The 24,100-nt window shown below is 68.0% G+C and carries 21 protein-coding genes; 15 read left to right on the plus strand and 6 right to left on the minus strand.

What is annotated here, in order from left to right; all coding sequences use genetic code 11:
* Window positions 1–79: 79 nt before the first annotated feature.
* From ABD243_RS02660 to ABD243_RS02680, 5 genes are all read right to left on the minus strand, one after another.
* The gene (locus ABD243_RS02660) at window positions 80–2,626 is read right to left on the minus strand and encodes a hypothetical protein (RefSeq protein ID WP_344361795.1); all 2,547 of its coding nucleotides are present in this window, start codon (window positions 2,624–2,626) and stop codon (window positions 80–82) included.
* 7 nt (window positions 2,627–2,633) lie between these two features.
* Window positions 2,634–3,377, minus strand: coding sequence for a peptidoglycan-binding protein (locus ABD243_RS02665; protein ID WP_344361797.1), 744 nt, complete (start codon window positions 3,375–3,377; stop codon window positions 2,634–2,636).
* A 211-nt stretch (window positions 3,378–3,588) separates the two neighbouring features.
* Window positions 3,589–5,805, minus strand: coding sequence for a S9 family peptidase (locus tag ABD243_RS02670; protein ID WP_344361799.1), 2,217 nt, complete (start codon window positions 5,803–5,805; stop codon window positions 3,589–3,591).
* 27 nt (window positions 5,806–5,832) lie between these two features.
* The gene (locus ABD243_RS02675) at window positions 5,833–6,918 is read right to left on the minus strand and encodes an LCP family protein (RefSeq protein ID WP_344361802.1); all 1,086 of its coding nucleotides are present in this window, start codon (window positions 6,916–6,918) and stop codon (window positions 5,833–5,835) included.
* A 75-nt stretch (window positions 6,919–6,993) separates the two neighbouring features.
* Window positions 6,994–8,052, minus strand: a complete 1,059-nt coding sequence (locus ABD243_RS02680; RefSeq protein WP_344361805.1) for an LCP family protein — start codon at window positions 8,050–8,052, stop codon at window positions 6,994–6,996.
* A gap of 384 nt (window positions 8,053–8,436) precedes the next feature.
* On the opposite strand from ABD243_RS02680, the gene ABD243_RS02685 reads away from it, so the two are divergent.
* From ABD243_RS02685 to galU, 8 genes are all read left to right on the plus strand, one after another.
* The gene (locus tag ABD243_RS02685; protein ID WP_337189802.1) at window positions 8,437–8,655 is read left to right on the plus strand and encodes a hypothetical protein; all 219 of its coding nucleotides are present in this window, start codon (window positions 8,437–8,439) and stop codon (window positions 8,653–8,655) included.
* A 490-nt stretch (window positions 8,656–9,145) separates the two neighbouring features.
* Window positions 9,146–10,177: a 1,2-phenylacetyl-CoA epoxidase subunit PaaA gene (paaA, locus tag ABD243_RS02690; protein WP_344361808.1), complete on the plus strand. Its 1,032-nt coding sequence runs from the start codon at window positions 9,146–9,148 to the stop codon at window positions 10,175–10,177.
* The gene (paaB, locus tag ABD243_RS02695) at window positions 10,174–10,479 is read left to right on the plus strand and encodes a 1,2-phenylacetyl-CoA epoxidase subunit PaaB (RefSeq protein WP_116765236.1); all 306 of its coding nucleotides are present in this window, start codon (window positions 10,174–10,176) and stop codon (window positions 10,477–10,479) included. The genes paaA and paaB overlap by 4 nt, the downstream gene beginning before the upstream one ends.
* Window positions 10,476–11,414, plus strand: coding sequence for a 1,2-phenylacetyl-CoA epoxidase subunit PaaC (gene paaC, locus ABD243_RS02700; RefSeq protein WP_116765235.1), 939 nt, complete (start codon window positions 10,476–10,478; stop codon window positions 11,412–11,414). The genes paaB and paaC overlap by 4 nt, the downstream gene beginning before the upstream one ends.
* 11 nt (window positions 11,415–11,425) lie before the next feature.
* Entirely contained in the window at window positions 11,426–11,998 is a 573-nt protein-coding gene (paaD, locus tag ABD243_RS02705) for a 1,2-phenylacetyl-CoA epoxidase subunit PaaD (protein ID WP_116765349.1), read from the plus strand.
* Window positions 11,999–12,013: 15 nt separating this feature from the next.
* Window positions 12,014–13,240: a 1,2-phenylacetyl-CoA epoxidase subunit PaaE gene (gene paaE / locus ABD243_RS02710; protein WP_344361818.1), complete on the plus strand. Its 1,227-nt coding sequence runs from the start codon at window positions 12,014–12,016 to the stop codon at window positions 13,238–13,240.
* Between the two features lie 24 nt (window positions 13,241–13,264).
* On the plus strand, window positions 13,265–14,044 hold the full coding sequence (locus ABD243_RS02715) for an enoyl-CoA hydratase/isomerase family protein (RefSeq protein ID WP_344361820.1): 780 nt from the start codon (window positions 13,265–13,267) through the stop codon (window positions 14,042–14,044).
* 97 nt (window positions 14,045–14,141) lie between these two features.
* Window positions 14,142–15,032, plus strand: a complete 891-nt coding sequence (galU, locus tag ABD243_RS02720; RefSeq protein WP_344361822.1) for a UTP--glucose-1-phosphate uridylyltransferase GalU — start codon at window positions 14,142–14,144, stop codon at window positions 15,030–15,032.
* On the opposite strand, the gene ABD243_RS02725 is transcribed toward galU, so the two are convergent.
* Window positions 15,029–15,493, minus strand: coding sequence for an Lrp/AsnC family transcriptional regulator (locus ABD243_RS02725; protein WP_091251190.1), 465 nt, complete (start codon window positions 15,491–15,493; stop codon window positions 15,029–15,031). The two genes, galU and ABD243_RS02725, sit on opposite strands and share 4 nt — an antisense overlap.
* Window positions 15,494–15,652: 159 nt before the next feature.
* Here ABD243_RS02725 and pdhA point away from each other — a divergent pair, with 159 nt between their 5' ends.
* The 7 genes from pdhA (at window position 15,653) to ABD243_RS02760 (ending at window position 24,036) form a co-directional block, all read left to right on the plus strand.
* Entirely contained in the window at window positions 15,653–16,879 is a 1,227-nt protein-coding gene (pdhA, locus tag ABD243_RS02730; protein ID WP_344361827.1) for a pyruvate dehydrogenase (acetyl-transferring) E1 component subunit alpha, read from the plus strand.
* On the plus strand, window positions 16,876–17,988 hold the full coding sequence (locus ABD243_RS02735) for an alpha-ketoacid dehydrogenase subunit beta (protein WP_344361830.1): 1,113 nt from the start codon (window positions 16,876–16,878) through the stop codon (window positions 17,986–17,988). The genes pdhA and ABD243_RS02735 overlap by 4 nt, the downstream gene beginning before the upstream one ends.
* Before the next feature lie 2 nt (window positions 17,989–17,990).
* Entirely contained in the window at window positions 17,991–19,622 is a 1,632-nt protein-coding gene (locus ABD243_RS02740; protein WP_344361832.1) for a dihydrolipoamide acetyltransferase family protein, read from the plus strand.
* 169 nt (window positions 19,623–19,791) lie between these two features.
* Window positions 19,792–20,607, plus strand: a complete 816-nt coding sequence (locus ABD243_RS02745) for an MBL fold metallo-hydrolase (protein WP_116765228.1) — start codon at window positions 19,792–19,794, stop codon at window positions 20,605–20,607.
* Between the two features lie 117 nt (window positions 20,608–20,724).
* Window positions 20,725–22,011, plus strand: a complete 1,287-nt coding sequence (locus ABD243_RS02750; RefSeq protein ID WP_344361835.1) for a MinD/ParA family ATP-binding protein — start codon at window positions 20,725–20,727, stop codon at window positions 22,009–22,011.
* A gap of 35 nt (window positions 22,012–22,046) precedes the next feature.
* Window positions 22,047–22,784: a GAF and ANTAR domain-containing protein gene (locus ABD243_RS02755; RefSeq protein WP_116765226.1), complete on the plus strand. Its 738-nt coding sequence runs from the start codon at window positions 22,047–22,049 to the stop codon at window positions 22,782–22,784.
* 37 nt (window positions 22,785–22,821) lie between these two features.
* On the plus strand, window positions 22,822–24,036 hold the full coding sequence (locus tag ABD243_RS02760) for an MFS transporter (RefSeq protein WP_344361839.1): 1,215 nt from the start codon (window positions 22,822–22,824) through the stop codon (window positions 24,034–24,036).
* The last annotated feature ends 64 nt before the right edge of the window (window positions 24,037–24,100 follow it).

The following is a 24,100-nucleotide window of genomic DNA, read 5'->3' on the forward strand; positions in this document are numbered from 1 at the left end:
CCGATCTGACGCAGATGGCCGGAATGAAGTCCTCATTGCGGCCATCTGCGTCAGATGGGATGCCGTTAGGGTCCCCAGCTTAGGGTGCGGGCGGCGCGGTGGATGCGGGCGCTGGTGAGAGCGTGCCCGATGCCGGAGCCGGCGCAGTCGGTTGCTCCTCTGCAGGCACCGTGGCACCGGAGCCCGGGGCAGGACCGGACGACGCCGCACCGCCAGTCGGCGCAGCACCGCCGGTTGGCGCCGTGGTCCCCCTGGCGCCCGGTGACGCGGCCTGCGTGCTGCCCGGGGTGGCTCCCGTGGCGCCGGACGTCGCTCCAGGTGTCGCGGAGGGGCTGGCTCCCGGTGCGGCACCCTGTGTGGCCCCCGGCGTCCCGGCGGTGCCGGAGGACCCGGCCGGGCTGGCACTGGGATCGGCTTTGATGACCGCCATGATCTGTTCCTTGTACGCGCTGAGCCGGTCCTGGATCTCCGAGAGGGGCCGGTTGCGCAGGTCCCGGCCGTAAGCAGCGATCTCCTGCCACAGCGCGTTGAGCCTGGCCGTGCCGTCGCTGCTCAGGGGACCGTCGAGGGTGAGGACCAGTTGGCTCGCCAGGGCATAGGTCAGGCACCGTACGCAGTTGTAGTTGGCGGACGCCGAGAGGTTCTCCGGGACGATCACATCGGTCTGGCCCACAATCAGGACCACCTGGAAACCCACCGCCACGGCGGCGCAGTCTGCGCAGTTCGCGAAGGCGTAGGCCTCATTCTTGGTGTCCACCGTGTCGCCGTCATCGGCCCAGACCAGGGCGAAGGCGACGTCATACACCACGGAACCGTCAGTGGTATTGACCGCGAGGGACTGGTTTCCGTCGTCCTGGGGAGCGGCCGGCTTGTCGAACGGGAAAACCCAGGAAGGGGCAGTCGGCGCCCCTGCGGCGCCCGCAGGACCTGCGGCGCCGGCCGCGCCGGCCTGCCGCGGCACCAGGACCATGCTGAGCTGGGGCTCGTCGCGCGTGGGTCTCCGGGCGCCCTCCGGCCACAGGGCAACGGTCCTTCCTGACTGGCCCTCCGCCATCCGGCCCGTGGCCGCAACGGGGAAGACTGCCACAGTGGCGTCGGCCAGGGTGCCGCGCTCGTAGGGCTGGACGGGGCGGTAGGCGTCGCCGCCGGGCCACCAGGCCCACGCGAGGCCGGCGGCAACGGCCGCGATGGCAACGACGGCGGTAGCCCGATGCAGCGACTTGCCGCGGGTATTCTGCCACAGCCCAGTGATGAGCTGGCGGAGAAGGCGCAGCAGAATGTACAAGATGCCCAGCACCGGCAACGCCAGGCAAGCGATCGCGATCACCCGGACCGCGGCGTCGGCGAAGTCGCCGGCGGAGATGCTGTGGGAGAGCATGGCCTGCTGCTTCAGTCCGTTGTCCCAGGCGGTCCCGAGGACTCGCGGCAGGGTCAGCACCATGGTGACCATGCTGAAGACCAGCAGGGGAACCGTGACCAGCACCCAAATGGTGACTACCGCCCGCGCCCAGGGCTTCAGGAGCCGGGCTTCAGGGCCGGTGCGGCGCCACGGTATCAAGGCGAGCAGGGTGGGTTTGATCCGCTGGAACAGGTCCGGGACGCCGGTGGCGTCGGCCAGAATGTGATAGCCGTCAAAACGGACCATCGGCATCAGCTGCCGGACCATTTGCAGGATCTGGGTGACCACCACCAGCAGCAGCGCATCGAAGCCGGTGGCCCACCAGATGCCCATGATCGCGACGGCTACGATCGCGTTGAAGTACAGTCCGCCGAGGTCGGTGCGGAGGCGGCCGCCCCGCCCCAGCCGGTAGGAATCGGTGACATCCGTGTAGAAGGCCGGCCACATCAGGTACAGTCCCGTGCCCATGGCGCCGGGGGTTGCCCCGCCGCGGCGGGCAGCGGCGGCATGGCCGAATTCATGGAAACCGGCAGAGAACACGGTGACCACCAGAATCAGGAGCACCAGGCCGGGGTTGGCGAATGCTTCATGCGTGGCCGACGCCAGCCCCTTGACCATCAGCACCCACCAGCATGTGGCCAGGAAGGCAGCAGTCACGGCCACCACGATCAGGGGGTGGAACAGCGTGGCGAACGGTGCCGTGAGCTTCCGGGTGCGTTCCGGATCGGTCACCGAGTACCGGAAGCGCATGCCCAGCAGCGGGTTCGATTTCTTCACCTCGGGCTCGGAACCGTCAGCCAGCCGGAGGAGTCCGAGGGGTAGGAGCTGGGAGGTAATCAGCGTCCGGACGTTATCGGCACTGACCAGCCGTCCGAAACTGTTGCTGGCGTGCTCGGCGATTTCTTCCGTGTCCCGGCGGCCGTCGATCGCCTCGAGCACAAGGTATAGCAGGCGGGTGAGCTGGATGGTCTGGCCGTCGGAACGGCGCACCAGGGACGGGGCTTCCTTGTAGCCGGACCCCTTCGCCTCGCCGATCAGCTGGATGCCGGCGGCGCGCGCCGGAACCGGCTGCTGGCTGACCGCCACGGACGACGCCGGGCGGCCAGTCCCGGCGGCAGTTGCAGCAGGAGTTTCAGCGGCCGTGCCGCCGGCAGTTCCAGCGCCGCCGCTGGCAGGCAGGACCGGAGGGCCGCCCTGTTCGGACGGCCCTCCATGCACAGTGCTCATCGAGGTGCTACTGCTTCAGAGTGGACTGCTGATCGGCCGAGGACGTGGCATCGCCGTGGATGTCCTGGTTGATGATGGCGTCCTGGTGGGCAACTGCGTACGCGTTGCTGTCGATCGAGCCGATGTTGGCGCCGACGGCCGCGTCGATCGGCGCTGCCACGTTGGCGTTGGCGGCCACGGCCCCGTTGATGGGCGCTGCGATGCCCGCATTGGCGTCCAGGTTCACGTCGACATTGAGCAGGTTGCCGTTCAGGGCACCAGCGGCCCCAGCAGCACCGGCGGCACCGGCGACATCCGTCGGCAGCGCGCCGCCCAGGTCCGGGGCCGTGCCGCCCAAGTCTGTGCCGCCCAGGTCCGTGGTCGGATCCGTGACTGGATCCGGGGTCGGGGCCGAGTCGGTGGAGGCAGGCCCGGTGGCGGTGCCCGTGCCCTGGTCGATGCCGCTGTCCTGCACGGAATGCGCCGTCGCATCGCCCGTGATGCCCTGGTTGATCAGGGTGCCCTGATCGGCCAGTGCCTGCGATTCGGACCCGACGGAGAGAACGTTGGCCGAGGCGCCGGCGTCGATCGGGGCGGCAACGTTGGCGTTGGCTGCGACGCCGAGGTCGATCGGCGCCGCGGCGCTGATGCCCAGGTTCAGGTCGGCGTTCAGGTCCAGGACGGACGCGACTTCCTTGTCCGGAAGGGCCGTGCCGCCCTGCGCCATCAGCTCATCATCAGTCAACGGGGTCATTTCCTGCTCAACGCTCACAATAAACTCCATCTCCGGCACCCTGTGCCCGGTCAAAGCTCTGCGACGCCCCGCCCCCAGCGGCCGGGTTCCACGTCGAAGTGCCCATCATGCCAGTAAATAGTAAGCATGATGACCAATTAGGCAACAGGCAACCCGATCGGTTGCTCCGCAACTGCCCTAATGGGCCCCCAAAAGGGCGCCTGCGGAGCAACCGATGGGGGTGGGGGATTTACTTCAGCCCGGCCCCCGGCAGCAGCTCGGTGGCGCCGAGGGAATCGGCCACGAACGCGTAGTCCCACGCCCGCTCGCGCCACTGTACGTACCGGCCCGAGGCGCCCCCGTGGCCGCCTTCCATCTCGATCTTCATGACAATCGGCTCGCTGCCGGTGTTCACTTCGCGCAGCCGCTGCACCCATTTGGCGGGCTCCACGTAAAGTACCCGCGTGTCATTAAACGAGGTGACCGCGGCGATCTTCGGGTAGGCCACGGCCCTGACGTTCTCGTACGGCGTGTACGACTTCATGTACGCGTACACCTCCGGGTCGGTGATCGGGTTGCCCCATTCCTCCCACTCCAGCGCCGAGAGCGGCAGCTCGGGGTCCAGGATGGTGGTCAGCGCGTCCACGAACGGAACGGCCGCCACGATGGCGGCGTACTTTTCCGGTGCCAGGTTGGCGACGGCGCCCATCAGCAGGCCGCCCGCGGAGCCCCCCATCGCGGCGATCCGGGCCGGGTCCACCCAGCCGGATCCGGCGAGCCAGTCCGTCGCGGCGATGAAATCGGTGAACGTGTTCTTCTTGCGCAGCTTCTTGCCGTCGTCGTACCAGTGCCGGCCCAGCTCGCCGCCGCCGCGGATGTGCGCGATCACGAACACGATGCCCCGGTCCAGCAGGGACAGCCGGGGGATCCCGAAGCCCGGATCCATGCTCATCTCGTAGGAGCCGTAGCCGTACACGAGGCCGGGCGCCGTCGAATCCTGCCGGACCGAGGCGTGCCGGAGGACCGAGAGCGGGACGCGGGTCCCGTCGTCGGCCGTGGCCCATTCCCGGGTGGCGACGTAGTCGGACGGCGAGTAGCCGCCCAGTACCGGGCTCTCCTTGCGCAGCAGGAGTTCACCGCCCGGTTGCTCCGGGGTGGGCAGCACGAAGTCGTAGACCCGGGACGGGGTGAAGTACGAGGTATAGCCCATCCGGATCACGGGGGCCTCGTAGTCGGAGCCCGCGACGCCGGCCGTATACAGCTCCTCGTCGAAGGCCGGTTCCACCGCGGCGCCCTGCTCCGGGGTGCCCAGCCCGGCCAAGGGCAGGACCTGGACCCGTTCAATCGTGTCCTTACGGATCGAGACCACCACGTGGGTCGACGTCACGCCGGCGCCGTTGACCCGGACCTGCTCGGAATGCGCGACGACGGTGCTCCAGTGCTGCTCGGCGAGCGGCTTCGCGAGCTCGGCCGGGTCCACGAGCGACACCATGGAATTAATGGCGTCCTTGTTGTGGGTGAGCAGGATCCGTTCCTGGCCGCGGCCGGAGGTGTCGGCCAGCAGGAACGGCTCCGCCTCGTACAGGATGCGCTCGTCGCGGGAGATCACGGTGCGGAGTCCGGCGTCGACATCATCAAAGCGCAGCAGGCGGGTTTCGCTGAACTCGGAGCAACCGATGCTCAGCACCAGGTGGCGCCGGTCGGCGGAGAGCTCGAAGCCGAGCCACATGGCGACGTCGTCCTCCTGATAGATGACCTCGTCCTCGCTGACGGGGGTGCCGAGCACGTGGGACTTGACCTGGTACGGCCGCCAGGAATCGTCCACCACGGTGTAGAAGATCCGGCTGCCGTCGGGGGAGAAGGAGATGCCGTAAAAGACGTTCTCGATCACGTCCGGCAGCAGCTCGCCGGTGCGGAGGTCCTTGATGCGCAGCGTGAAACGCTCGTCGCCGGCGTTGTCCACGGCATAGGCGTAGAGGGTGCCGTCGATGGTCGTTGCGGCCCCGCCCACGGCGAAGAACGGCTTGCCCTCCGCCTCGATGTTGCCGTCGAGGAGGACCTCCTCGCCGGGAATCACGACGCCTGCCTCGACCGCCGGCGGAGTCCAGTCCGCGACGCGGTCCCCGGTGTCCTGGCCGCGCACGCGGCAGTGGATGCCGTACTCCTTGCCTTCGACCGATCGGGTGTAGTACCACCAGCCGTCCTTGCGGTTGGGGACGGAGAGGTCTGTTTCCTGGGTGCGGCCCTTGATTTCCTGGAAGATGGCCTCGCGGAGCGGCTCCTGGTGCGCGGTCACCGCCTCCTGGTAGGCGTTCTCCGCCTTGAGCAGGTCCACGACCTCTGCGGATTCCTTGTCCCGGAGCCACTCGTAGTTGTCCTCGAAGGAGTCGCCGTGGTGGGTGCGCACCGAGGGGACTTTCCGGGCGACAGGAGGCTGCGGGGACGGCTGGACGGGAGTCTGGGTCATGGACCCAATGTACCGAAGAGCGGCGCTTCAGTTGCCGTTCTGCAGATTGTTGGCCGCCACGTAGCGGGCGAGCGTTCCCGAGGCCAGCGCGGCGGAGAGCGCGGCGGTCGCGGCACGGTCCTGCAGGACAATCGACTGGCCGTCCCGGCTGGTCCCGGTGCCGGAGGTCGGCAGCGTGAAGAACACACCACGCCCGGGCGCCGTGTTGCGGAGGCTGAAGGCGAGCTCCTCCAGCGACGCCGGGGTGAAGCTCGCATCCAGGGTCACATGCGGCAGCACCGTCGTGACGAGTTTCCGGACGGTATCGCGGTCCGCCAGGCCGCCGTCGGAGGCCATCTTGGCCATCACGGCCTTCAGGAACGTCTGCTGGTTCCGCACCCGCTGGTAGTCGCCGTCAGGGAAGGCATGGCGCTCGCGGACAAAAGCCAGGGCCTGCAGTCCGTTGAGCCGGTTCACGCCCGCCGGAAAATGCACCTTGTCATCCACGGTGCCGGTGAACGGCTGCTTGATGTCGACGTCGACACCGCCGAGCGCGTCTGTCAGAGCCGCGAACCCCTGGAAATCGAGCATGATCGTGTGGTCGATGTGCGCACCAAGCAGCGCCTCCACCGTCCGGGTCATCAGGGGCAGCCCGCCCAGTTCAAGTGCGGCGTTCACCTTCGCCTCGCCGTGGCCGGGGATGTCGACCCAGAGATCGCGCATGATCGAGAAGCCGTAGATGCTCTGCCGGTCCGCCGGAAGGTGGATGAAAATGAGGGCATCCCCGCGCTGGTCGGAGGTGCTGCCGGCGGCCGCCGCCGCCCGCGCATTGACCCGGCTGTCGCTTCCGATCAGCAGGATGTTAAGGGCGACGGCGGGTGGTTCCGGTGTGGTCGTAGGACTGGGCGGTGTCGAAGGCACGGCAGCCGGGCTGGCGGCCGGCGCCGTGGCTCCCGACGGCCCCGGCCGGGAACGGGTGAGAACGAACACCGCGGCCGAGGCAGCGACGGCGAGCACGAGCAGCACGCCCAGAAGCAGGACAAGCCGACGTCGGCCGGTTCCGGCCTTGGGAGGCGGCGACGGCGGCGGGGACGCCGCGGAAGCCTCGGCTGCCGGCTCCTGAGCGCTCCCCATGAGCGGACGTTACCATTGCCGCCCGCCGCGGACCATGGGCCCAAGGGCCCCCCACCCCGGATCGGATGGCGGGAATCAGTTGCCGTTCTCGAACTTGTTCGCCGCGACGTAATCGCCCAAGGTGTCCGAGGCCATCGCGCCGGAGATGGCCTGGATCGCGTTCGGGTCGGTCACGACGATCGACTGGCCGTCGGAGGACGTTCCGATGCCGCCGGTCGGGAGCGTGAACATGACGGCATTCTGCGCCCGAATGTCCTTGAGCTCGAGGGCCAGACCCGCCACGGCTCCTGAATCCAGGGACTTGTCCACGGTGACGAACGGTGAGACGGCGCCCACCATGTTGTTGATCGTGATCGGGTTGCTCAGCGTCTGGCCCGCAATCGACTTCTTGATGATGGCCCGCAGGAACTCCTGCTGGTTGCGGACGCGCTGGTAGTCGCCGTCAGCGTAGGCGTGGCGTTCGCGCACGAACGCCAAAGCTTCGGTTCCGTTGAAGGTGTGCTGGCCCGGGGCGAAAGACTGGCCCGGAAGCGCGGTGGAGCTAAACGGCACCTTGATGTTCACGGTCACCCCGCCCAGCGCGTCGGTGAGGCCCTTGAAGCCCTCAAAGTCGATCATCGCGACGTGATCGATGCGCTGCTGGAAAATCGACTCGACGGTCTGCACCATCAGGGGCGTGCCGCCCAGGGCCAGCGCGGAGTTGATCTTCGCCTCGCCGTGCCCGGGGATGTTGACCCAGAGGTCGCGCATGATGGACATCGTGTAGATGTTCTTGCGGTCCGCCGGGATGTGCATGAGCATCAGCGTGTCCGCGCGCTGGTTCGTGGGCGTGCCGCCGCCGGCATCTGACTCGGTGGCGCCGCGGCTGTCGCTGCCCATCACCAGGATGTTCATCGCCGTGCCGGTCTTCTGCGGGCGCGTGGACTCGTCCGGGAAGGCCTGGTCAATCTTGCTGGTGCCGGAGTCGAAGGTGCGGGCGAGGTTGAAGAGGTAGCCGCCGGCCACGACCGCGACGAGCGCCACCACCACGGCGACGGCGATCAGCACCGTGCGGCCCCGGCGTTTCCGCACGGGGCGCCGCTCGCGGGTCCCAGGCCCGGGGATGTGGTCTGCGGTTTCGAAGGGGTCTGTCATGTGTTCCTCTACGTCGGCCGGGCTTCGTACCCGGTAGCCATCTGGACCATTGCCGGGTGCCGGACGGCCGCCGTGGCGGCCCCACTACAGTACACCGGGCCCGGTGATCAACACTTTCGGCCCAACAAAGCCGCAGATAACGCGGGGTTTCCCGGATATGAAGCGGACTGTTGCCTACGTCACACTCCCTGCCTAGGCTGGGGGCGGCCGCAGCGTCGCGGCCAAAGCGGTCGCAGCGTCGCGGCCAGGCAGTAAATGCACGAACAGGGGAATCGTTTGAACCACAAACTCCGGGTTCTTGTCAGGCTTGACCTCGATTGCGGTCAGGCAGAAGTAGCAGCGCAGGGACATGTGACGGCGAGGAGCCTCCAAGCCCTGTACGTAGTGGTTAAAAGGGCAAACCACCTCAAAGAAGGACTCCACCTGGTGCTGGATATCAGCCACGCCCGCGTGGAACCGGCGGCCCTCGAGCAGCTCCGGGAGTGCTCGGCCTCCCACCACCTCCCGCCCGCCATTGATCCGCTCCAGTCCGAATGCCAGCTCAGCATCCTGGCTCCGGCGGAAAATGCCCCGGCGCCCCGGCCCCGGAGGCTCGCGGCCTAAGCTTGCGCCGGCTTCCTCACCGCGCCGGTGGGGATTGGCGACGTCGTTCTCTGTGGCGGCGCCCATGAATGCCGGACGTCGCGCGGCAGTGCGATAGCCGGATCCCGCGCGGGCAGCGGCCCGGACAGCCCGGACGAGCCGTACGCGCGGTGCGCGCGTTGGGCGCCGTACGGGCGGTGCTCGCCGAGAGGCGGTTGCCGCCGTCATGCGTCACCCGTGGAACCCTCGTGGATCCCGCGCGCCCTGGCAAGGCGTCCAGGCCTTCTGTGCGCAGGCCTTCTGTGCGCTGGGCCTCTGCGCGCGATCCCTGTATCCGCGGACATCCTGCCTGCCCACGAACCCACGGGGGGCGCCCTCTCCGGTCGTGCGCTGATTTTCCGCGCCCGGGGGGAGCCGGAGTCGGGTCTGCGGTGCTTGACGCATCTCCGGCCTTCCGCATATCCTGAACGAACGGTCGGTAATTATTTATCGGAAATTCATAGGAGCAACCATGGCATCGCAGACCCTGCAGTCAGTGCCCGCCGAGCCATCGCCGGCACGGCATGAACAGAGCCTCGAGGACGCGGCCCGGCGCGACGCCGAGGGCCAGGCATACTTCGACAAAGTCATGGCGGAGGATTCCCGGATCGAGCCGCGCGACTGGATGCCGCCGGCCTACCGCAAGACGCTCCTGCGCCAGATCTCGCAGCACGCGCACTCGGAGATTATCGGCATGCAGCCCGAGGCCAACTGGATTTCACGCGCCCCGAGCCTCAAGCGCAAGGCCATCCTCATGGCCAAGGTCCAGGACGAGGCAGGCCACGGCCTCTATCTCTACTCCGCGGCCGAAACCCTCGGCCAGCCGCGTGATGCGATGATGCAGGACCTGATGGACGGCAAGGCCAAGTACTCCTCCATCTTCAACTACCCGGCCCGCACCTGGGCCGACATGGGCGCCATCGGCTGGATGGTCGACGGCGCCGCGATCGCCAACCAGGTGCCGCTGTGCCGCGCGTCCTTCGGCCCCTACGGCCGGGCCATGGTGCGCGTGTGCAAGGAAGAATCCTTCCACCAGCGCCAGGGCTTCGAGATCCTGCTGGAACTCTCTAACGGCACCCCCGAACAGAAGCAGATGGCCCGGGACGCGGTGAACCGCTGGTACGCCCCGGCCCTGATGATGTTCGGCCCGCCGGATGACGATTCGCCCAACTCCAAGCAGTCCATGGCCTGGAACATCAAGCGTTTCAGCAATGACGAGCTCCGCAACCGCTTTGTCGGCATGATGATGGAGCAGGTCAAGGTCCTCGGGCTCACGCTCCCGGACAAGGACATCCGTTTCAACGAGGAAACCAAGAAATGGGAGCACGGGCCGCTGGACTGGGATGAATTCCACGAAGTCCTCGCCGGCCGTGGCCCCTGCAACGCCCAGCGCCTCGAACGGCGCCGCGAAGCCCACCAGAACGGCGCCTGGGTGCGCGAAGCCGCAGCGGCGTATGCCGAAAAACAGAGCCGCAAGCAAGCAGAGAAGGAATCCGCAGCATGACCACCCCCGAACCTCACGCAGGCAACGTCTGGCCGATCTGGGAAGTGTTCGTCCGCTCCAGCCGCGGCCTGTCCCACGTCCACGCAGGATCCCTGCACGCACCCGACGCGGCCATGGCCCTGCGGAACGCCCGTGACCTCTACACCCGGCGGAACGAAGGGGTGTCCATCTGGGTGGTTCCCGCCGAGGCCATCGCGTCCAGCGATCCCGATTCCAAGGGGTCCTTCTTTGAGTCCCCGCAGGGCAAGGACTACCGCCACGCCACGTACTACACCAAGAGCGAGGGAGTGAAGCACCTGTGAGCACCGCCGAAACTGCCGCAGCTGCGGCACCCGCAGAGACAGATACCGTCGGCCACGGCGACATCTCCGTCGGCGTCTCCGGTGCCGGCGCCAGCGGCGACGGCGCCGCCAGCGCAACGCGCATCACCCCCGGCAACGCCCTCCGCCCGGAGGACATCGCCCTTGCCGTGAGCCGCGGCGCCGCGAAGCCGAGCGACGACGTCGCCGAGTTCGCCCTGCGCGTGGGCGACGACGCCCTGATCCTGGCCCAGCGCCTGGGCCACTGGATCTCCCGTGCGCCGGAGCTCGAAGAGGACATCGCGCTGGGCAACATCGCCCTGGACCAGCTCGGCCACGCCCGGTCCTTCCTGAGCTACGCGGGCGGCCTGGACGGTCGCAGCGAAGACGATCTCGCCTACTTCCGCCGCGAGCACGAGTTCCGCTCCGCGGAGCTCTTCGAGCAGCCCAACGGCGACTTCGCCGTCACGATCGCCCGGCAGTTCGTGGTCAGCTACTACCAATTCGAGCTTTATCGTCGGCTCACGTCCTCCACCGACGCCACCCTGGCCGGCATCGCCGCCAAGGCGGTCAAGGAAGTGGACTACCACCGGGACCACAGTGCCCAGTGGGTCCTGCGCCTGGCCCAGGGTACGGACGAATCCCGCGAGAAGATGATCCACGGATTCAAGGTCATCTGGCCCTACGTGGATGAGCTATTCCGCGACGACGAGCTCACCGGACGGCTGAGCGAAGCCGGCGCCGCGCCGCAGCCGTCGAGCCTGCGCGAGGACTTCGACCGGCTCACCGGCGAGGTCCTGGCCGAAGCAGAGCTTGAGGTCCCCCACGTGCAGCCCGCCCCCGGCGGAGGCCGCCGCGGCCTGCACTCCGAACACCTCGGCTACCTCCTCGCCGAAATGCAGGTGCTCGCCCGCGAGTACCCCGGAGCCAGCTGGTAACCACGATGGACATGTTTGTCTCCCATCCGGACACCCCGGGGCGCCGCGATGCCGCCCAGGGCAACACCGCCCAGGCGAAAGCCTGGGCGGTGGCCGCCACCGTCTGCGACCCTGAAATCCCGGTCCTCACCATCGAGGACCTGGGTATCCTGCGCAACGTCCAGGTGACGAAGGAACCAAGCGCTGACGACGGCGGCATGGTTCCCGCCGTCCACGTCACCATCACCCCGACCTACTCCGGCTGCCCCGCCATGGACACCATCCGGGATGACCTCACCGCGGCGTTCCACCGCGCAGGGTACCCCAGCGTCCAGGTCGAACTCGTCCTGTCCCCGGCCTGGACCACGGACTGGATGAGCGAGGACGGCAAGGCCAAACTGGAGGAGTACGGCATCGCGCCGCCCTCCGGCCACTCCAACGCGGTGCGCCACGCCGGACCGGTGCGGCTGTCCCTCGCCGTCAAATGCCCCCAGTGCTCATCGCTGAACACCAAAGAACTCACCCGCTTCGGTTCCACGTCCTGCAAGGCCCTTTACGTGTGCCAGGACTGCAAGGAACCGTTCGACTACTTCAAAGTTTTGTAAGGAACAGGTGCCTCCATGACTGTTGTCCGCCAGACCGCCGCCGAGTCGGCCGCAGCCACCGGCCGCCGTCGTGCGTCCTTCCACACCCTGACGGTGGACGAAGTCCGCCGGCTCACCGATGACGCCATCGAGGTGACGTTCGGCGTTCCGACCGAGCTCGCGGGGCAGTTCGACTACCTGCCGGGCCAGTACGTCGCGCTCCGCACCACCCTGCCCGACGCCGACGGCCAGCCGCACGAGATCCGCCGCAGCTACTCGATCTGCGCCGAACCGCGCAGCTTCGAGGACGGCAGCAGCGAAATCCGGGTGGCCATCAAGAAGGACCTCGGCGGCCTGTTCTCCACGTGGGCCAACGCCGAGCTCAAGGCCGGCGACGTCCTGGACGTCATGAGCCCCATGGGCGCGTTTGTCTCCAAACACGGCCGTGACGGCAAGCCCGTCGAGCAGAACGTCATGAATTCCATGAACCACCCGGAAGAGCTGGCGGGGGAGCCGGGCTCGTTCGTGGCCATCGCCGCCGGCTCCGGCATCACTCCCGTGATCGCCATCGCCCGCACCTTGCTGGCGGCCCACCCGGAGACCCGCTTCGACCTCATCTACGCCAACAAGGCCGCCATGGACGTGATGTTCCTTGAGGAACTCGCGGACCTGAAGGACAAGTACCCGGCCCGGCTGGCGCTGCACCACGTGCTCTCGCGTGAACAGCGGATCGCGCCGCTGCTCAGCGGCAGGATCGACGCAGAGAAGCTCCAGGCGCTGCTGGGCACCGCCATCCACGCCGACGACGTCGACGAATGGTTCCTCTGCGGCCCGTTCGAACTCGTCCAGCTCTGCAGGGACACCCTCGCCGCCCGCGGCGTCGCCCCGGAACATGTCCGGTTCGAACTGTTCACCTCCGGCAAGCCGGACCGTCCCGAAGGCAACATCGGCCGGCCCGTCATCGCCGACGAGTCGCAGGACACCTACAAGATCACGTTCAAGCTGGACGGCCTGCAGGGCGAGGTCACAAGCCCCACTCACGCCCGGGAATCGATCCTCAACGCAGCCCTCCGGGTCCGCCCCGATGTGCCGTTCGCGTGCGCCGGCGGCGTCTGCGGCACCTGCCGCGCCAAGGTGGTGACCGGCAAGGTCACCATGGACGAGAACTACGCCCTGGAGCAGGACGAGCTCGACAAGGGCTACGTCCTGACCTGCCAGTCCCACCCCACCACCCCGGAAGTCACGGTCGACTTCGACGTCTAGGCCTTTCCCAATCCAAGGAGTCCCATGATTTCCCTGTCCATCGCCGACGGCGTCGCCGAAGTAGTGCTCGACGCGCCGTACAAGCTGAACTCCCTCGACGAACAGGCACTGGCGGACTTGTCCCGGGCCTACGACGACGCCGCTGACGCCGCCGCATGCGGCGAGGTCCGGGCACTGCTGCTCCGCGGCGAGGGACGCGCCTTCTGCGCCGGCCGCGACATTGCCGGCGTGACCCCGGAGAGCGACGACGCCCAGGCCTACCTGGGCGGCCTCGTCCAGCCGCTCCTCAAGAAGATGAGCGCCTTCCCCGCGCCCACGTTCGCCGCGGCTCAGGGCGCGTGCCTCGGCGTGGGACTCGGCCTGCTGCTGGCCACTGACGTGGTCTACGTGGCGGAGAACGCCAAATTCGGTTCACCGTTCGCAAAGCTCGGCGCGACACTGGATTCCGGCGGGCACTGGTACTTCACCGAGCGCCTCGGCATGCACCGGACCCTGGATCTGATCTATACCGCCGAGCTCATGAGCGGCGCCGACGCCGTGGCGCAGGGCCTGTTCAGCCGGGCGATGCCCGCCGCGGAACTGCTGGAGAACACCCGCGCCATCGTGGCCTCTGTGGCGACGGGCGCGACCGGGGCATTCAACGCCAGCAAGGAGCTCGTGGCGCACATCAGGGACCAGCGCCTTGGGCTGTGGGAGGCCATGGAAGAGGAGAACGCCGAGCAGGCGCGGCTGTGCAAGAGCGAGGACTACGCAGAGGGTTTCCGCGCCTTTCAGGAGAAGCGCTCCCCGGTTTTCAAAGGCTGACAGGCGCCCCGGCGCGGGACCCGGGACCGGGAATGTCCACTACTTGTCTTTGCTCCGAAGCATTCTCATTTCCGGAACCCGCTTGTAATGTTCGGTTATGACTCTGGGGAAATCTGTAACTAAAGCTGTCATACCCGCCGCGGGATTGGGAACGCGCTTCCTGCCTGCCACGAAGGCAATGCCCAAGGAAATGCTTCCGGTGGTCGACCAGCCGGCGATCCAATACGTTGTGGAGGAGGCCGTCCGGGCCGGGCTGACGGATCTGCTCATGGTTACCGGGCGCCAAAAGCGCGCGCTGGAGGACCACTTCGACCGCGAGCCCTCGCTCGAACACGCCCTCGAGCTCAAGGGCGACCTTGACCGGCTGGAGGCCGTCCGCCACGCCTCGCGACTGGGCCCGCTGCACTACGTGCGCCAAGGGGACCCCAAAGGGCTCGGCCACGCGGTCCTGTGCGCCCGCCAGCACGTGGGCGATGAACCGTTCGCCGTGCTGCTCGGCGACGATCTGATCGACGAGCGGGACGAGCTGCTGACCGCCATGATCGGGGTCCAGGCCAGGACCGGAGGTTCCGTCGTCGCCTTGATCGAGGTGGATCCGGCCGAAATCAGCGCCTATGGCTGTGCCGACATCTCGGCGATACCGGGCGAGGAGCATGTCCGGGTCAACCGCCTCGTGGAGAAGCCCGACGTCGCCGATGCCCCGTCCAATCTGGCCGTGATCGGCCGGTACGTCCTGCATCCGGAGATATTCGACGTCCTCGAGGAAACCTCTCCTGGCCGCGGCGGCGAAATCCAGCTCACCGATGCGCTCCAGACCCTCGCCGTGTCCGACTGCGAGGGCGGCGGCGTTTACGGCGTGGTGTTCAGGGGGCGCCGGTACGACACCGGAGACAAACTGAGCTACCTCAAGGCGGTCATCTCGATCGCCGCCGACCGGGTGGAGTTCGGCGAAGAGCTCCGGGCCTGGATGAAAGAGTTCGTCAGCTAGCGCGTATCCAGGTCTTCAAAAACCAGGAACGTCTGGGTGTCCAGGACCCCCGGCATGGACTGCAGCTGGTCGAAGATCACCCGGCGCAGGTCGATGTTGTCCACCGCGCGCACCAGCAGGATCACGTCGAAGTCCCCGCCCACCAGCGCAATGTGGTGCACCTCGGGGATGGCGCGCAGGAGTTCGCGCAGCTCGCGCCAGGAATGCTGGCGCACCTTCAGCGTGACGTAGGCGGACGACTTCAGGCCGGCCTTGATCGGATCCACCAGCGCCGTGAACTTGGTCAACACGCCTTCGCCGGTGAGCCGGGCAATCCGGGTGTAGGCGTGGGCGCGGGATATGTGGACGTTCTCCGCCACCTGTGTCACGGACATCCGGCCGTCCCGGGTCAGCTCCGCAATGATGTTCCGGTCCACATCGTCCAGCGGCACCGCCACCTGGTCCGGCTCGAGCTCTGCCATTCGTCTACAACCCCCGCCGGTAATCCAGCTCACACTTACGATTTGTCTTCCAGATTAGGGCAAATTTATGGACTTCTCCACGATTTGCGGCGGAGGTGGATACGAAACATCCGCTGGCAGCATACTGGGAAAGATTAGTGGCTACAGAAGGACGGACCAATGACGATCTCCGCAGACCAGACTGCGCAGCAACCCGCGCAGCAAGATGCTGCCAGCGAGGCTGTGCGCAAGTTCGGCATCACGGTTGAGGACTACATGCTCCCGGCCCGCCACCAGATCCAGATGGTCGGCCCGGACGGGACACTGAACCCCCACACCGAGCAGGGCACCCAGCCGGGGCACGAATACAGCCTGCCCGGCGACGCCGAACTGCTCGCCGCCTACGAACAGCTCGTCGTCGGCCGGCGCGTCAATGACCAGAACTCCGCCCTGGTCCGGCAGGGCCGGATGGCCGTGTACCCCTCGAGCCACGGCCAGGAGGCCTGCCAGGTCGCTGCGGCGCTGTGCCTGTCCGAGGGCGACTGGATGTTCCCCACGTACCGCGACTCCGTGGCCGTGATGGCCCGCGGCGTGGACCCCGTCCAGACCATGACGCTCTTCCGCGGCGACTGGCACGGCGGCTACGACCCCTCCCGGCACAAGGTCGGCATCCAGTGCACACCGCTGACCACCCAACTGCTGCACGGCGTCGGCGTCGCGCACGCGGCCAAGCTGCGCGGCGAGGACACCGTGGTCCTGGCCATGTGCGGCGACGGCGCCACAAGCGAAGGCGACTTCCATGAGGCCTTGAACTTCGCCGCCGTCTTCCATCTGCCGGTGGTCTTCTTCGTCCAGAACAACCAGTACGCGATCTCCGTGCCGCTCGCGCACCAGTCCGTCGCGCCGTCGCTCGCGCACAAAGCCGTCGGCTATGGCATGGCCGGCGAACGCGTGGACGGCAACGACGTCGTCGCACTGCTCGCGGTCCTGGGCCGGGCGGTCAAGCTCGCCCGGGAAGGCTCGGGCCCGCTGCTCGTGGAGGCCCACACCTACCGGATGCAGGCACACACCAACGCCGATGACGCTACCCGCTACCGGCAGGACAGCGAAGTCGCCGAATGGGTGGCCAAGGACCCGCTGAGCCGGATGAGGACCTACCTGACGGACCGCGGCATCCTCGATGACGACGGTGCCGCCCGGATCGCCGACAAGGCCGAAGCCGTCGCCGCCCAGCTGCGCGAAGGCCTCAGCGAAGAGGTCCCGGTGGAGCCGCTGGACCTCTTCAAATACGTCTTCTCCACCCCCACGCCGCAACTGAAGGAGCAGTCCGCCATGCTCGCCGACGAACTGGCCCGCGACGCCGCATCCACCGCAACCGCATCCACTTCAAAGGGGGCAGCAAAATGAGCCCCACCGTCACCACGTCCTCCGAGGCAAACGGCAACGTCAGCGCCGCCACGGCCCGCGCGGCCGCCCGGGCTGCGGTTGAGGCCGAGAAGACCGGCCCGCAGACCATCACCCTGGCCAAGGCCCTGAACACCGCTATGGCCGACGCCATGCACGCCGATGAGTCGGTCCTGGTCTTCGGCGAAGACGTCGGCATGCTCGGCGGCGTCTTCCGCATCACCGACGGCCTGACCAAGACGTTCGGGACCAGCCGCTGCTTCGACACCCCGCTGGCCGAATCCGGCATTGTCGGCATGGCCGTCGGCATGGCCATGAACGGGATGCGCCCGGTCATCGAGATGCAGTTCGACGCCTTCGCCTACCCGGCCTTCGAACAGATCGTCAGCCACGTCGCCAAGATGCACAACCGCACCAAGGGCGCCGTGAAGCTGCCCATCGTCATCCGGGTCCCCTACGCCGGCGGCATCGGCGGAGTGGAACACCACTGCGACTCCTCCGAGGCCTACTACGCCCACACCGCCGGCCTGAAGGTGTTCACCCCGGCCACGGTGGCGGACGGCTACCGGATGCTCCGCGAAGCCATTGACTCCGACGATCCGGTCATGTTCATGGAACCCAAGAAGCTGTACTGGTCCAAGGACCAGGTGGACCTGGACGCGCTGCGCGCCGAGCACGCAGCGAACACCGAACGGGGCACGTCCTCCGAGGGCCGCGCCGCCGTCGCCCGCCCCGGCACCGACGCCACCTTGATCGCCTACGGCCCGTCCGTCCCGACGGCACTCGCCGCCGCGGCCGCCGCCGCCGAGGAAGGCCGCTCCCTCGAGGTGATCGACGTCCGCTCGATCGTGCCGTTCGACGACGAAACGGTCTGCGCCTCGGTCCGCAAGACCGGCCGCGCCGTGGTCATCGCCGAGGCCCACGGCTTTGCGTCCGTGGCCTCGGAAATCGTGGCCCGGGTCCAGGAACGCTGCTTCCACCACCTCGCCGCGCCGATCCGCCGCGTCACCGGCTTCGACGTGCCCTACCCGGCGCCGAAGCTCGAGCACTACTATCTGCCCGGCGTGGACCGCATCCTCGACGCCGTTGACGACCTCCAGTGGGAAGACTGACCATGAGCGAACCCAAAGTATTCCTCCTGCCGGACCTCGGCGAAGGCCTCACCGAGGCCGAGCTCGTCAACTGGCTCGTGGCCGTGGGTGACGAGATCCGCGTGGACCAGCCGATCGCCGAGGTCGAGACCGCCAAGTCCATGGTGGAGGTGCCCTCGCCGTTCGCCGGCACCGTGGCCGTGCTGCACGGCGAGCCCGGCCAGACGCTCGACGTCGGCAAGCCGCTGATCTCGGTGATGCCGGTCGGCGCCGTTGTCTCCGCTGGTAGCGCCGCCACAGGCGATGCCGCCCCCGCCCCTTCGCCGGACAGCATTCGTCCTGCGGACGATGCTGCCGGCTCCGGAAGGCCCGATGCCACTCCCGGGGCGGCTTCGCCTGCGTCGGCGGGTTTCGCTGTTGGCTCAACTGCTGTCGCCCAGTCCGGCGCCGCTGCAGGTTCTTCTCCTGACGCTGCTGCCGACTCGCGTGCTGCAGCTGCCGCTGAGGCATACCGCGAGGAGGAGAAGGCCGGGTCGGGGAATGTCCTGATTGGGTACGGGACTCCTGGCGGGCATGGGGTTGCCCGGCGGACCCGGGCTCCTAAGGGGACTGTTGGGACTGCTCCGGCGGCGCCCCGGGTGTCGGAGGCCGAGAAGGCTGCCGATGACCTGTTGCTCCTGCGCACCCGGGTTCCCGGGAAGCTGGGGGCCGTTATTTCTCCGCTGGTCCGCCGGATGGCGCGCGATCATGGGGTCGATTTGGGGGGACTTCAGGGGTCGGGGGCCAGCGGGCTCATCATGCGGCGGGACGTTGAGGCGGCCATCAAGCCAGCCCCGGCCGTTGAGCGCCCGGGGGTTGAGCCTGCCGAGGCGCCAGTCCTGGCGTTTTCGGCGGCCTCAACCACCGCCACTGCGGATACGGATGCCCGTACCGGGCTGGGGATCGCCGGACGCACGGCCGTGCGGGGCGTGCGGAAGGCCGTCGCGGCGAACATGACCCGCAGCCGCTCCGAAATCCCGGAAGCCACGGTGTGGGTGGACGTGGACGCCACGGCGCTCGTGGAATTGCGTGCCGCGCTGAAGAAGTCCGATCCGGAGAACACTCCGGGTTTGCTGGCGTTCATCGCCCGGTTCGTCGTCGCCGGGCTGAAGAAGTACCCCGCGCTCAACACCAGGATCGTCACCACCGAGGACACCACCGGCGGCGCCAGCCAGGAAATCGTGGAGTTCGACGGCGTCAATCTCGGTTTCGCGGCGCAGACCGACCGCGGGCTGATGGTGCCGTCAGTGCGCAACGCGGATAAGCTCAGCGCCCGCCAGCTGGACGCCGAGATCCGCCGCCTCACCGCCGTCGTCCGCGACGGCAAGGCGACCCCGGCGGAACTGGGCAGCGGCACATTCACGCTGAACAACTACGGCGTGTTCGGTGTGGACGGCTCCGCCGCGATCATCAACCACCCGGAGGTGGGGATCCTCGGCGTCGGGCGGATCATCGACAAGCCCTGGGTGGTCAACGGGGAACTCGCAGTCCGCAAGGTCACCGAACTGACGCTCACTTTCGACCACCGCGTGTGCGACGGCGGCACGGCAGGGGGCTTCCTGCGCTATGTCGCCGACGCGATCGAGAACCCGGGGTCGGCGCTCGCGGACATGTGAGCATTGCCCGGGGACGCCGGGCGTTGGGGCGGGACGGCAGTCGGGTCCACCCGCCCAATGTGGCGCGGGACGGGCATGCCCTCCGGGATTTGCCAGCCTTCACAGGTAGAATTGAGGCCTGGACAGCGCACCAACAACGCCGGAATAGCGTCTGAATTACGGAGATTTAATGTCACGATGGCTCGAAGTCGGTCCGGACAACTACGTACTGACAACACAAGATTCTTGGCTCAACACGGGGCTGGTGGTCGGCACTGAGCGCGCCATGGTGATCGACACCGGCGGCGGGCCCCGGCAGGGCCGCGAGATCCTGGCCGCCGTGCGGGAAAAGACCGGGTTGCCGCTCGTCGTCGTCAACACCCACGCCCACTACGATCACTTCTTCGGGAACGCCGTTTTCGCCGCCGACGGCGTCACGGAATTCTGGGCGCACGAGAACTGCGCCGCGGAAATCGAGGAGAACGGCGACGAGCAGCGCCGGTTCGTGACCTTGGCCGAGCCGGAAATGGCGGCGGGGGAGGGCACCGACGTCGAGCTCGTGGTCCCGAACGCGATCGTCAAGGACCAGCCGGTCCTCGTGGACCTTGGCGGACAGGTCGCCACCTTGTTCTACCTGGGCCGCGGACACACCGACGGCGACCTCCTGGTCGGCACGTCGAGCACGGTCTTCGCCGGCGACCTCGTGGAACAGGGATCCCACCCATCCTTCGAGGATTCGTTCCCGGAAGACTGGGCCGATGCCCTCCGGCACCTGTCCGCGCTGCGGCACCGCTACGAGTTCCTGGTCCCGGGTCACGGCGAGCCGTGCAGCGACCAGTTCGTCAAGACCATGGCCAACACCATGACCACCGCAGTACGGCAGGCAATCCAGGCCACGCGGGAAACACCGGATGACGCGACCAAAGCGATCCCGATCCTGCCGTACGGTCCTGAGCAGTCGCGCTGGTTCATCAAACGCCTGCAGGACACGCGCGCCCACCGCTAGGGCCCGGTTGCGGCATCCGATGGTCAGGGTGCTCACGACTGCCCCTAGACTTGTTCCTTGAACGATGTCAATCGAGCACTGCAGCGGTCTGCGCTGTGATCCCTGGGGGGAACGAACATGCCAGAACCGGTCGAAAACAAGACCGCCACCGGCCGCCCTGAAGCTGACGAAGCTGCAGAGCAGGCCCAACTCCCGCGCCGGAGAGACCGCCGCCGCGGTGACGACTCCGACGCCTGGACAGGAACCATGCCCATCATCTCCAGCAACCAGGCCGAACAGCGCCCCACGGCGCCGAGCAGTTCCTGGGCGGAGGCTGCCGCTGCAGCCGACGCGCCCGCGCGCACGCAGCCTGCAAAACCGTCCAAGGACCCCGTCCTGAAACCGCCTGCCCCCGAGGCTGCTCCTGCCGTGCCTGCCCAGCCGACCCGCGCCACCCGTTCGGCCAGCCGGGCCGCCGCCCTGGCAGACGCCCCCGTGCCTGACTTCATCAGTTCCCCGGGCCTTTTTGTCCGGGAGCAGAAGCCCCGGCCCATCGGCGGGTTCCGCGGCGCCCTTTACAAGCTGACCGGTGGCGGGCTGAACCTGGGGCCGAGCGCCCGGCAGCGTGAAGAGGACGAGCTCGCCCGGCGCATCTCCCGCCAGCTCCAGGGTAGCTACAACACGGCTGTCCTGAGCCTCAAGGGCGGTATCGGCAAGACCTCCACGACGGTGGGCGTCGGACTGACCCTGGCCGAGTTCCGCGGCGATCCGCCGTGCGCGATTGACGCCAACCCTGATTCCGGCGACCTTGTGGAGCGCGCCCTCGGCGAGGGGATCTACCAGCAGCAGAGCCCGCGCACCATCACGGACCTGCTCAAGAACATCGATTCCGTCGATTCGCTCACTGCCCTGGCCCGCTACATGCACCATGCCGGCAGGCTCCACCTCATCGCCGGTGAACAGGACCCCGAGGTGTCGGACTCACTGACGGCAGAGGAATACCTGAGGATCCGCAAGCTCATCTCCGCCTACTACTCGGTGGCGCTGATCGACTGCGGCACCGGCGTCACGCACAATGCCATGAGCGGCATCCTCCAATCTGCGGACAACCTGATCATCGCGGCCGGGTACGCCGTCAGCGGCGCCAAGCGCGCCCGCAGCACCCTCCACTGGCTGGCCAGCCACGGCTACGAGGACCTGGCGCGCAACGCCGTCGTTGTCATCACGGACAAGGACGAGGTGTCCACGCGGGTGGACAAGGACGCGATCGAGGAACACCTGTCCGGCATTTGCCGGCAGCTGATCGCGGTCCCGCACGACCGCGGCGTGGCCGACGGCGACCTCGTCACCCTGGACGTGCTCCGCCCCGAAACGCGGCGCGCCTACCGGGAGATTGCCGCGGCAATCGTGGACGGATACGTCTAGGCCCACGTGCCCGGACTGCCGCGGTAGATTAAGGCATGGCCAACAACTCAATCGGGGAAGACGCCGCCCTGCACCTCCAGGACCTTCTTCTGGGAACCGAAAATGTCGAGGACTTCCTTGGCCGGCTCGCCGCGTTCTCGGCCGCTGCGTTGAGCCGCACCGCCGACGCCGAGATTGACTGCGGCGTCACGCTGCAGCGCCGGAAGCGGACCATGACGGTCGCGGGCAGCAGCCCGCGGGCGGTCACCTTGGACCGCATCGAGCAGAGCCTCGGTGACGGCCCCTGCATCGAGGCGCTGCGGACCAAGGCCCTGGTCCTGCTCGCGGATGTCGACACCGATCCCCGCTGGCCCGACTACCAGCGCCAGCTCGCAGCCCACGGCTGCCGCAGCACGCTGGGTGTCCCGCTGGAAATCGGCGATGACGCCGCCGCGGCCCTGAACTTCTTCGCGCCGGACACCGGGCTCTTCACCGAGGACATCATCGCCGAAGCGGCCGGATTCGCCGATCTCGCCGGCCGCGCCCTCCGGCTGGCCGTGCGGCTAGGGACCTTCCAGTCCCGGGCCGAGGACCTGCAGGCCGCCCTGGAAAACCGTACGTCTATCAACCTCGCGTGCGGCGTGATCATGGCCCAGAACCGCTGCTCCCAGGAGCAGGCCATGGCCATTCTCACCCGGGTGTCCAGCAACCGGAACCAGAAGCTGAGAGAAGTCGCCGCGGACGTGCTCCGGAACCTCACCAGCGAGGAAGTCCGCACCCACTTCGACGCCTAAACAGGGGAGCGCCCGCCGGTTGCCTAGGATGAAGGGGATGACCACCACACGCCTCGCCCCGTTCAGCCTCCGCAGTATCGCCGTACCCGCCTTCGGGCCGGCTCTCATGTTCAGCCTGGGCGAGGGCGCGATCCTGCCGGTGGTTGCCCTGTCCGCCCGCGATCTGGGCGCCTCCGTGGCCGGTGCTGCGCTGATCGTGACGCTGATCGGCCTCGGATCCTGGTTCTTCAACCTGCCGGCGTCCCTGATCACCCTGAAGTTCGGAGAACGCTGGGCGATCGTGGGGGCCGCGGCCGCCAGCGCGGCGGCCCTCGCCGCCGCCGCAGTCGCTCCGCTGTTTCCCGGCGGACTCTGGGTGCTGGCGGCGGCGATGGTGGTGGTCGGCATGGCCGCCAGCGTCTTCAGCCTGGCGCGGCAGAAGTACCTGACCGAGGCCGTGCCGGTCATGCTCCGGGCCCGGGCCCTGTCCACGCTCGGCGGCGTCAACAGGATCGGGATCTTCATCGGCCCGTTCATCGGCGCCGCCGTCATGCAGTTTGCCGGCATCACCGGCGCCTACTGGGTCGGCGTCGTGGCCATGGCGGCCGCGGCAGCCGTGTCCGTCACCATCCCCGACCTCGAGGCAGCCCCGGCGCCCGAGGACGGCGTTCCCCGGCAACAGCCCACCCTGCGCAGCATCGCCGTGTCCCACGCCGGCGTCTTCCTGACCGTTGGAGGCGGGGTCCTTCTGCTCAGCGCGATCCGGGCCTCCCGTCAGGCGGTCATCCCGCTGTGGGCCGACCATCTGGGCCTGGACCCCACCCAGGCCTCCCTCATCTACGGGATCTCCGGGGCCATCGACATGCTGGTGTTCTACCCGGCGGGACGGCTCATGGACCGCAAGGGCCGGCAATGGGTGGCCGTGCCGTCCACCCTCATCATGGGGACCGCCATGGTGCTGATCCCGCTCAGCACCGGCTTCGTCTCCTTGATGCTGGCGGCGCTCCTGATCGGCTTCGGCAACGGCATCAGCTCCGGCCTGAACATGACGCTTGGGGCCGATTTCTCGCCGGACGCCGGCCGCGGCCAGTTCCTCGGCATCTGGCGCTTCATGGCCGATGCCGGCTCTACCGGCGGACCCGTGCTGCTCTCCGGCGTGACGGCCGCAGTCTCGCTCGGGGCCGGGGTGGCCGCCACCGGCGTGCTGGGCTTCGCTGCTGCGGCGGTCTTCGCCGTCACCATTCCCCGGCTCAAATACCGGCGGAACTACTGACCTGCTCCCGCTGGCTGCAGGTTTCCGGGCGGCCGGCCCTTGGGCGCGACTCCACCAGGGGTGC

It is taken from the genome of Arthrobacter humicola (genome assembly GCF_039531445.1).
GTDB lineage: Bacteria > Actinomycetota > Actinomycetes > Actinomycetales > Micrococcaceae > Arthrobacter > Arthrobacter humicola.

Excerpts from the sequence above, each read along its gene's own strand:
- ABD243_RS02660 (WP_344361795.1), bottom strand. The coding sequence starts at position 2,626 with ATGAGCACTGTGCATGGAGGGCCGTCCGAACAGGGCGGCCCTCCGGTC.
- ABD243_RS02670 (WP_344361799.1), bottom strand. The coding sequence starts at position 5,805 with ATGACCCAGACTCCCGTCCAGCCGTCCCCGCAGCCTCCTGTCGCCCGG.
- ABD243_RS02675 (WP_344361802.1), bottom strand. The coding sequence starts at position 6,918 with ATGGGGAGCGCTCAGGAGCCGGCAGCCGAGGCTTCCGCGGCGTCCCCG.
- ABD243_RS02680 (WP_344361805.1), bottom strand. The coding sequence starts at position 8,052 with ATGACAGACCCCTTCGAAACCGCAGACCACATCCCCGGGCCTGGGACC.
- paaA (WP_344361808.1), top strand. The coding sequence starts at position 9,146 with ATGGCATCGCAGACCCTGCAGTCAGTGCCCGCCGAGCCATCGCCGGCA.
- paaB (WP_116765236.1), top strand. The coding sequence starts at position 10,174 with ATGACCACCCCCGAACCTCACGCAGGCAACGTCTGGCCGATCTGGGAA.
- paaD (WP_116765349.1), top strand. The coding sequence starts at position 11,426 with ATGTTTGTCTCCCATCCGGACACCCCGGGGCGCCGCGATGCCGCCCAG.
- paaE (WP_344361818.1), top strand. The coding sequence starts at position 12,014 with ATGACTGTTGTCCGCCAGACCGCCGCCGAGTCGGCCGCAGCCACCGGC.
- ABD243_RS02715 (WP_344361820.1), top strand. The coding sequence starts at position 13,265 with ATGATTTCCCTGTCCATCGCCGACGGCGTCGCCGAAGTAGTGCTCGAC.
- galU (WP_344361822.1), top strand. The coding sequence starts at position 14,142 with ATGACTCTGGGGAAATCTGTAACTAAAGCTGTCATACCCGCCGCGGGA.
- ABD243_RS02725 (WP_091251190.1), bottom strand. The coding sequence starts at position 15,493 with ATGGCAGAGCTCGAGCCGGACCAGGTGGCGGTGCCGCTGGACGATGTG.
- pdhA (WP_344361827.1), top strand. The coding sequence starts at position 15,653 with ATGACGATCTCCGCAGACCAGACTGCGCAGCAACCCGCGCAGCAAGAT.
- ABD243_RS02735 (WP_344361830.1), top strand. The coding sequence starts at position 16,876 with ATGAGCCCCACCGTCACCACGTCCTCCGAGGCAAACGGCAACGTCAGC.
- ABD243_RS02740 (WP_344361832.1), top strand. The coding sequence starts at position 17,991 with ATGAGCGAACCCAAAGTATTCCTCCTGCCGGACCTCGGCGAAGGCCTC.
- ABD243_RS02745 (WP_116765228.1), top strand. The coding sequence starts at position 19,792 with ATGTCACGATGGCTCGAAGTCGGTCCGGACAACTACGTACTGACAACA.
- ABD243_RS02750 (WP_344361835.1), top strand. The coding sequence starts at position 20,725 with ATGCCAGAACCGGTCGAAAACAAGACCGCCACCGGCCGCCCTGAAGCT.
- ABD243_RS02755 (WP_116765226.1), top strand. The coding sequence starts at position 22,047 with ATGGCCAACAACTCAATCGGGGAAGACGCCGCCCTGCACCTCCAGGAC.
- ABD243_RS02760 (WP_344361839.1), top strand. The coding sequence starts at position 22,822 with ATGACCACCACACGCCTCGCCCCGTTCAGCCTCCGCAGTATCGCCGTA.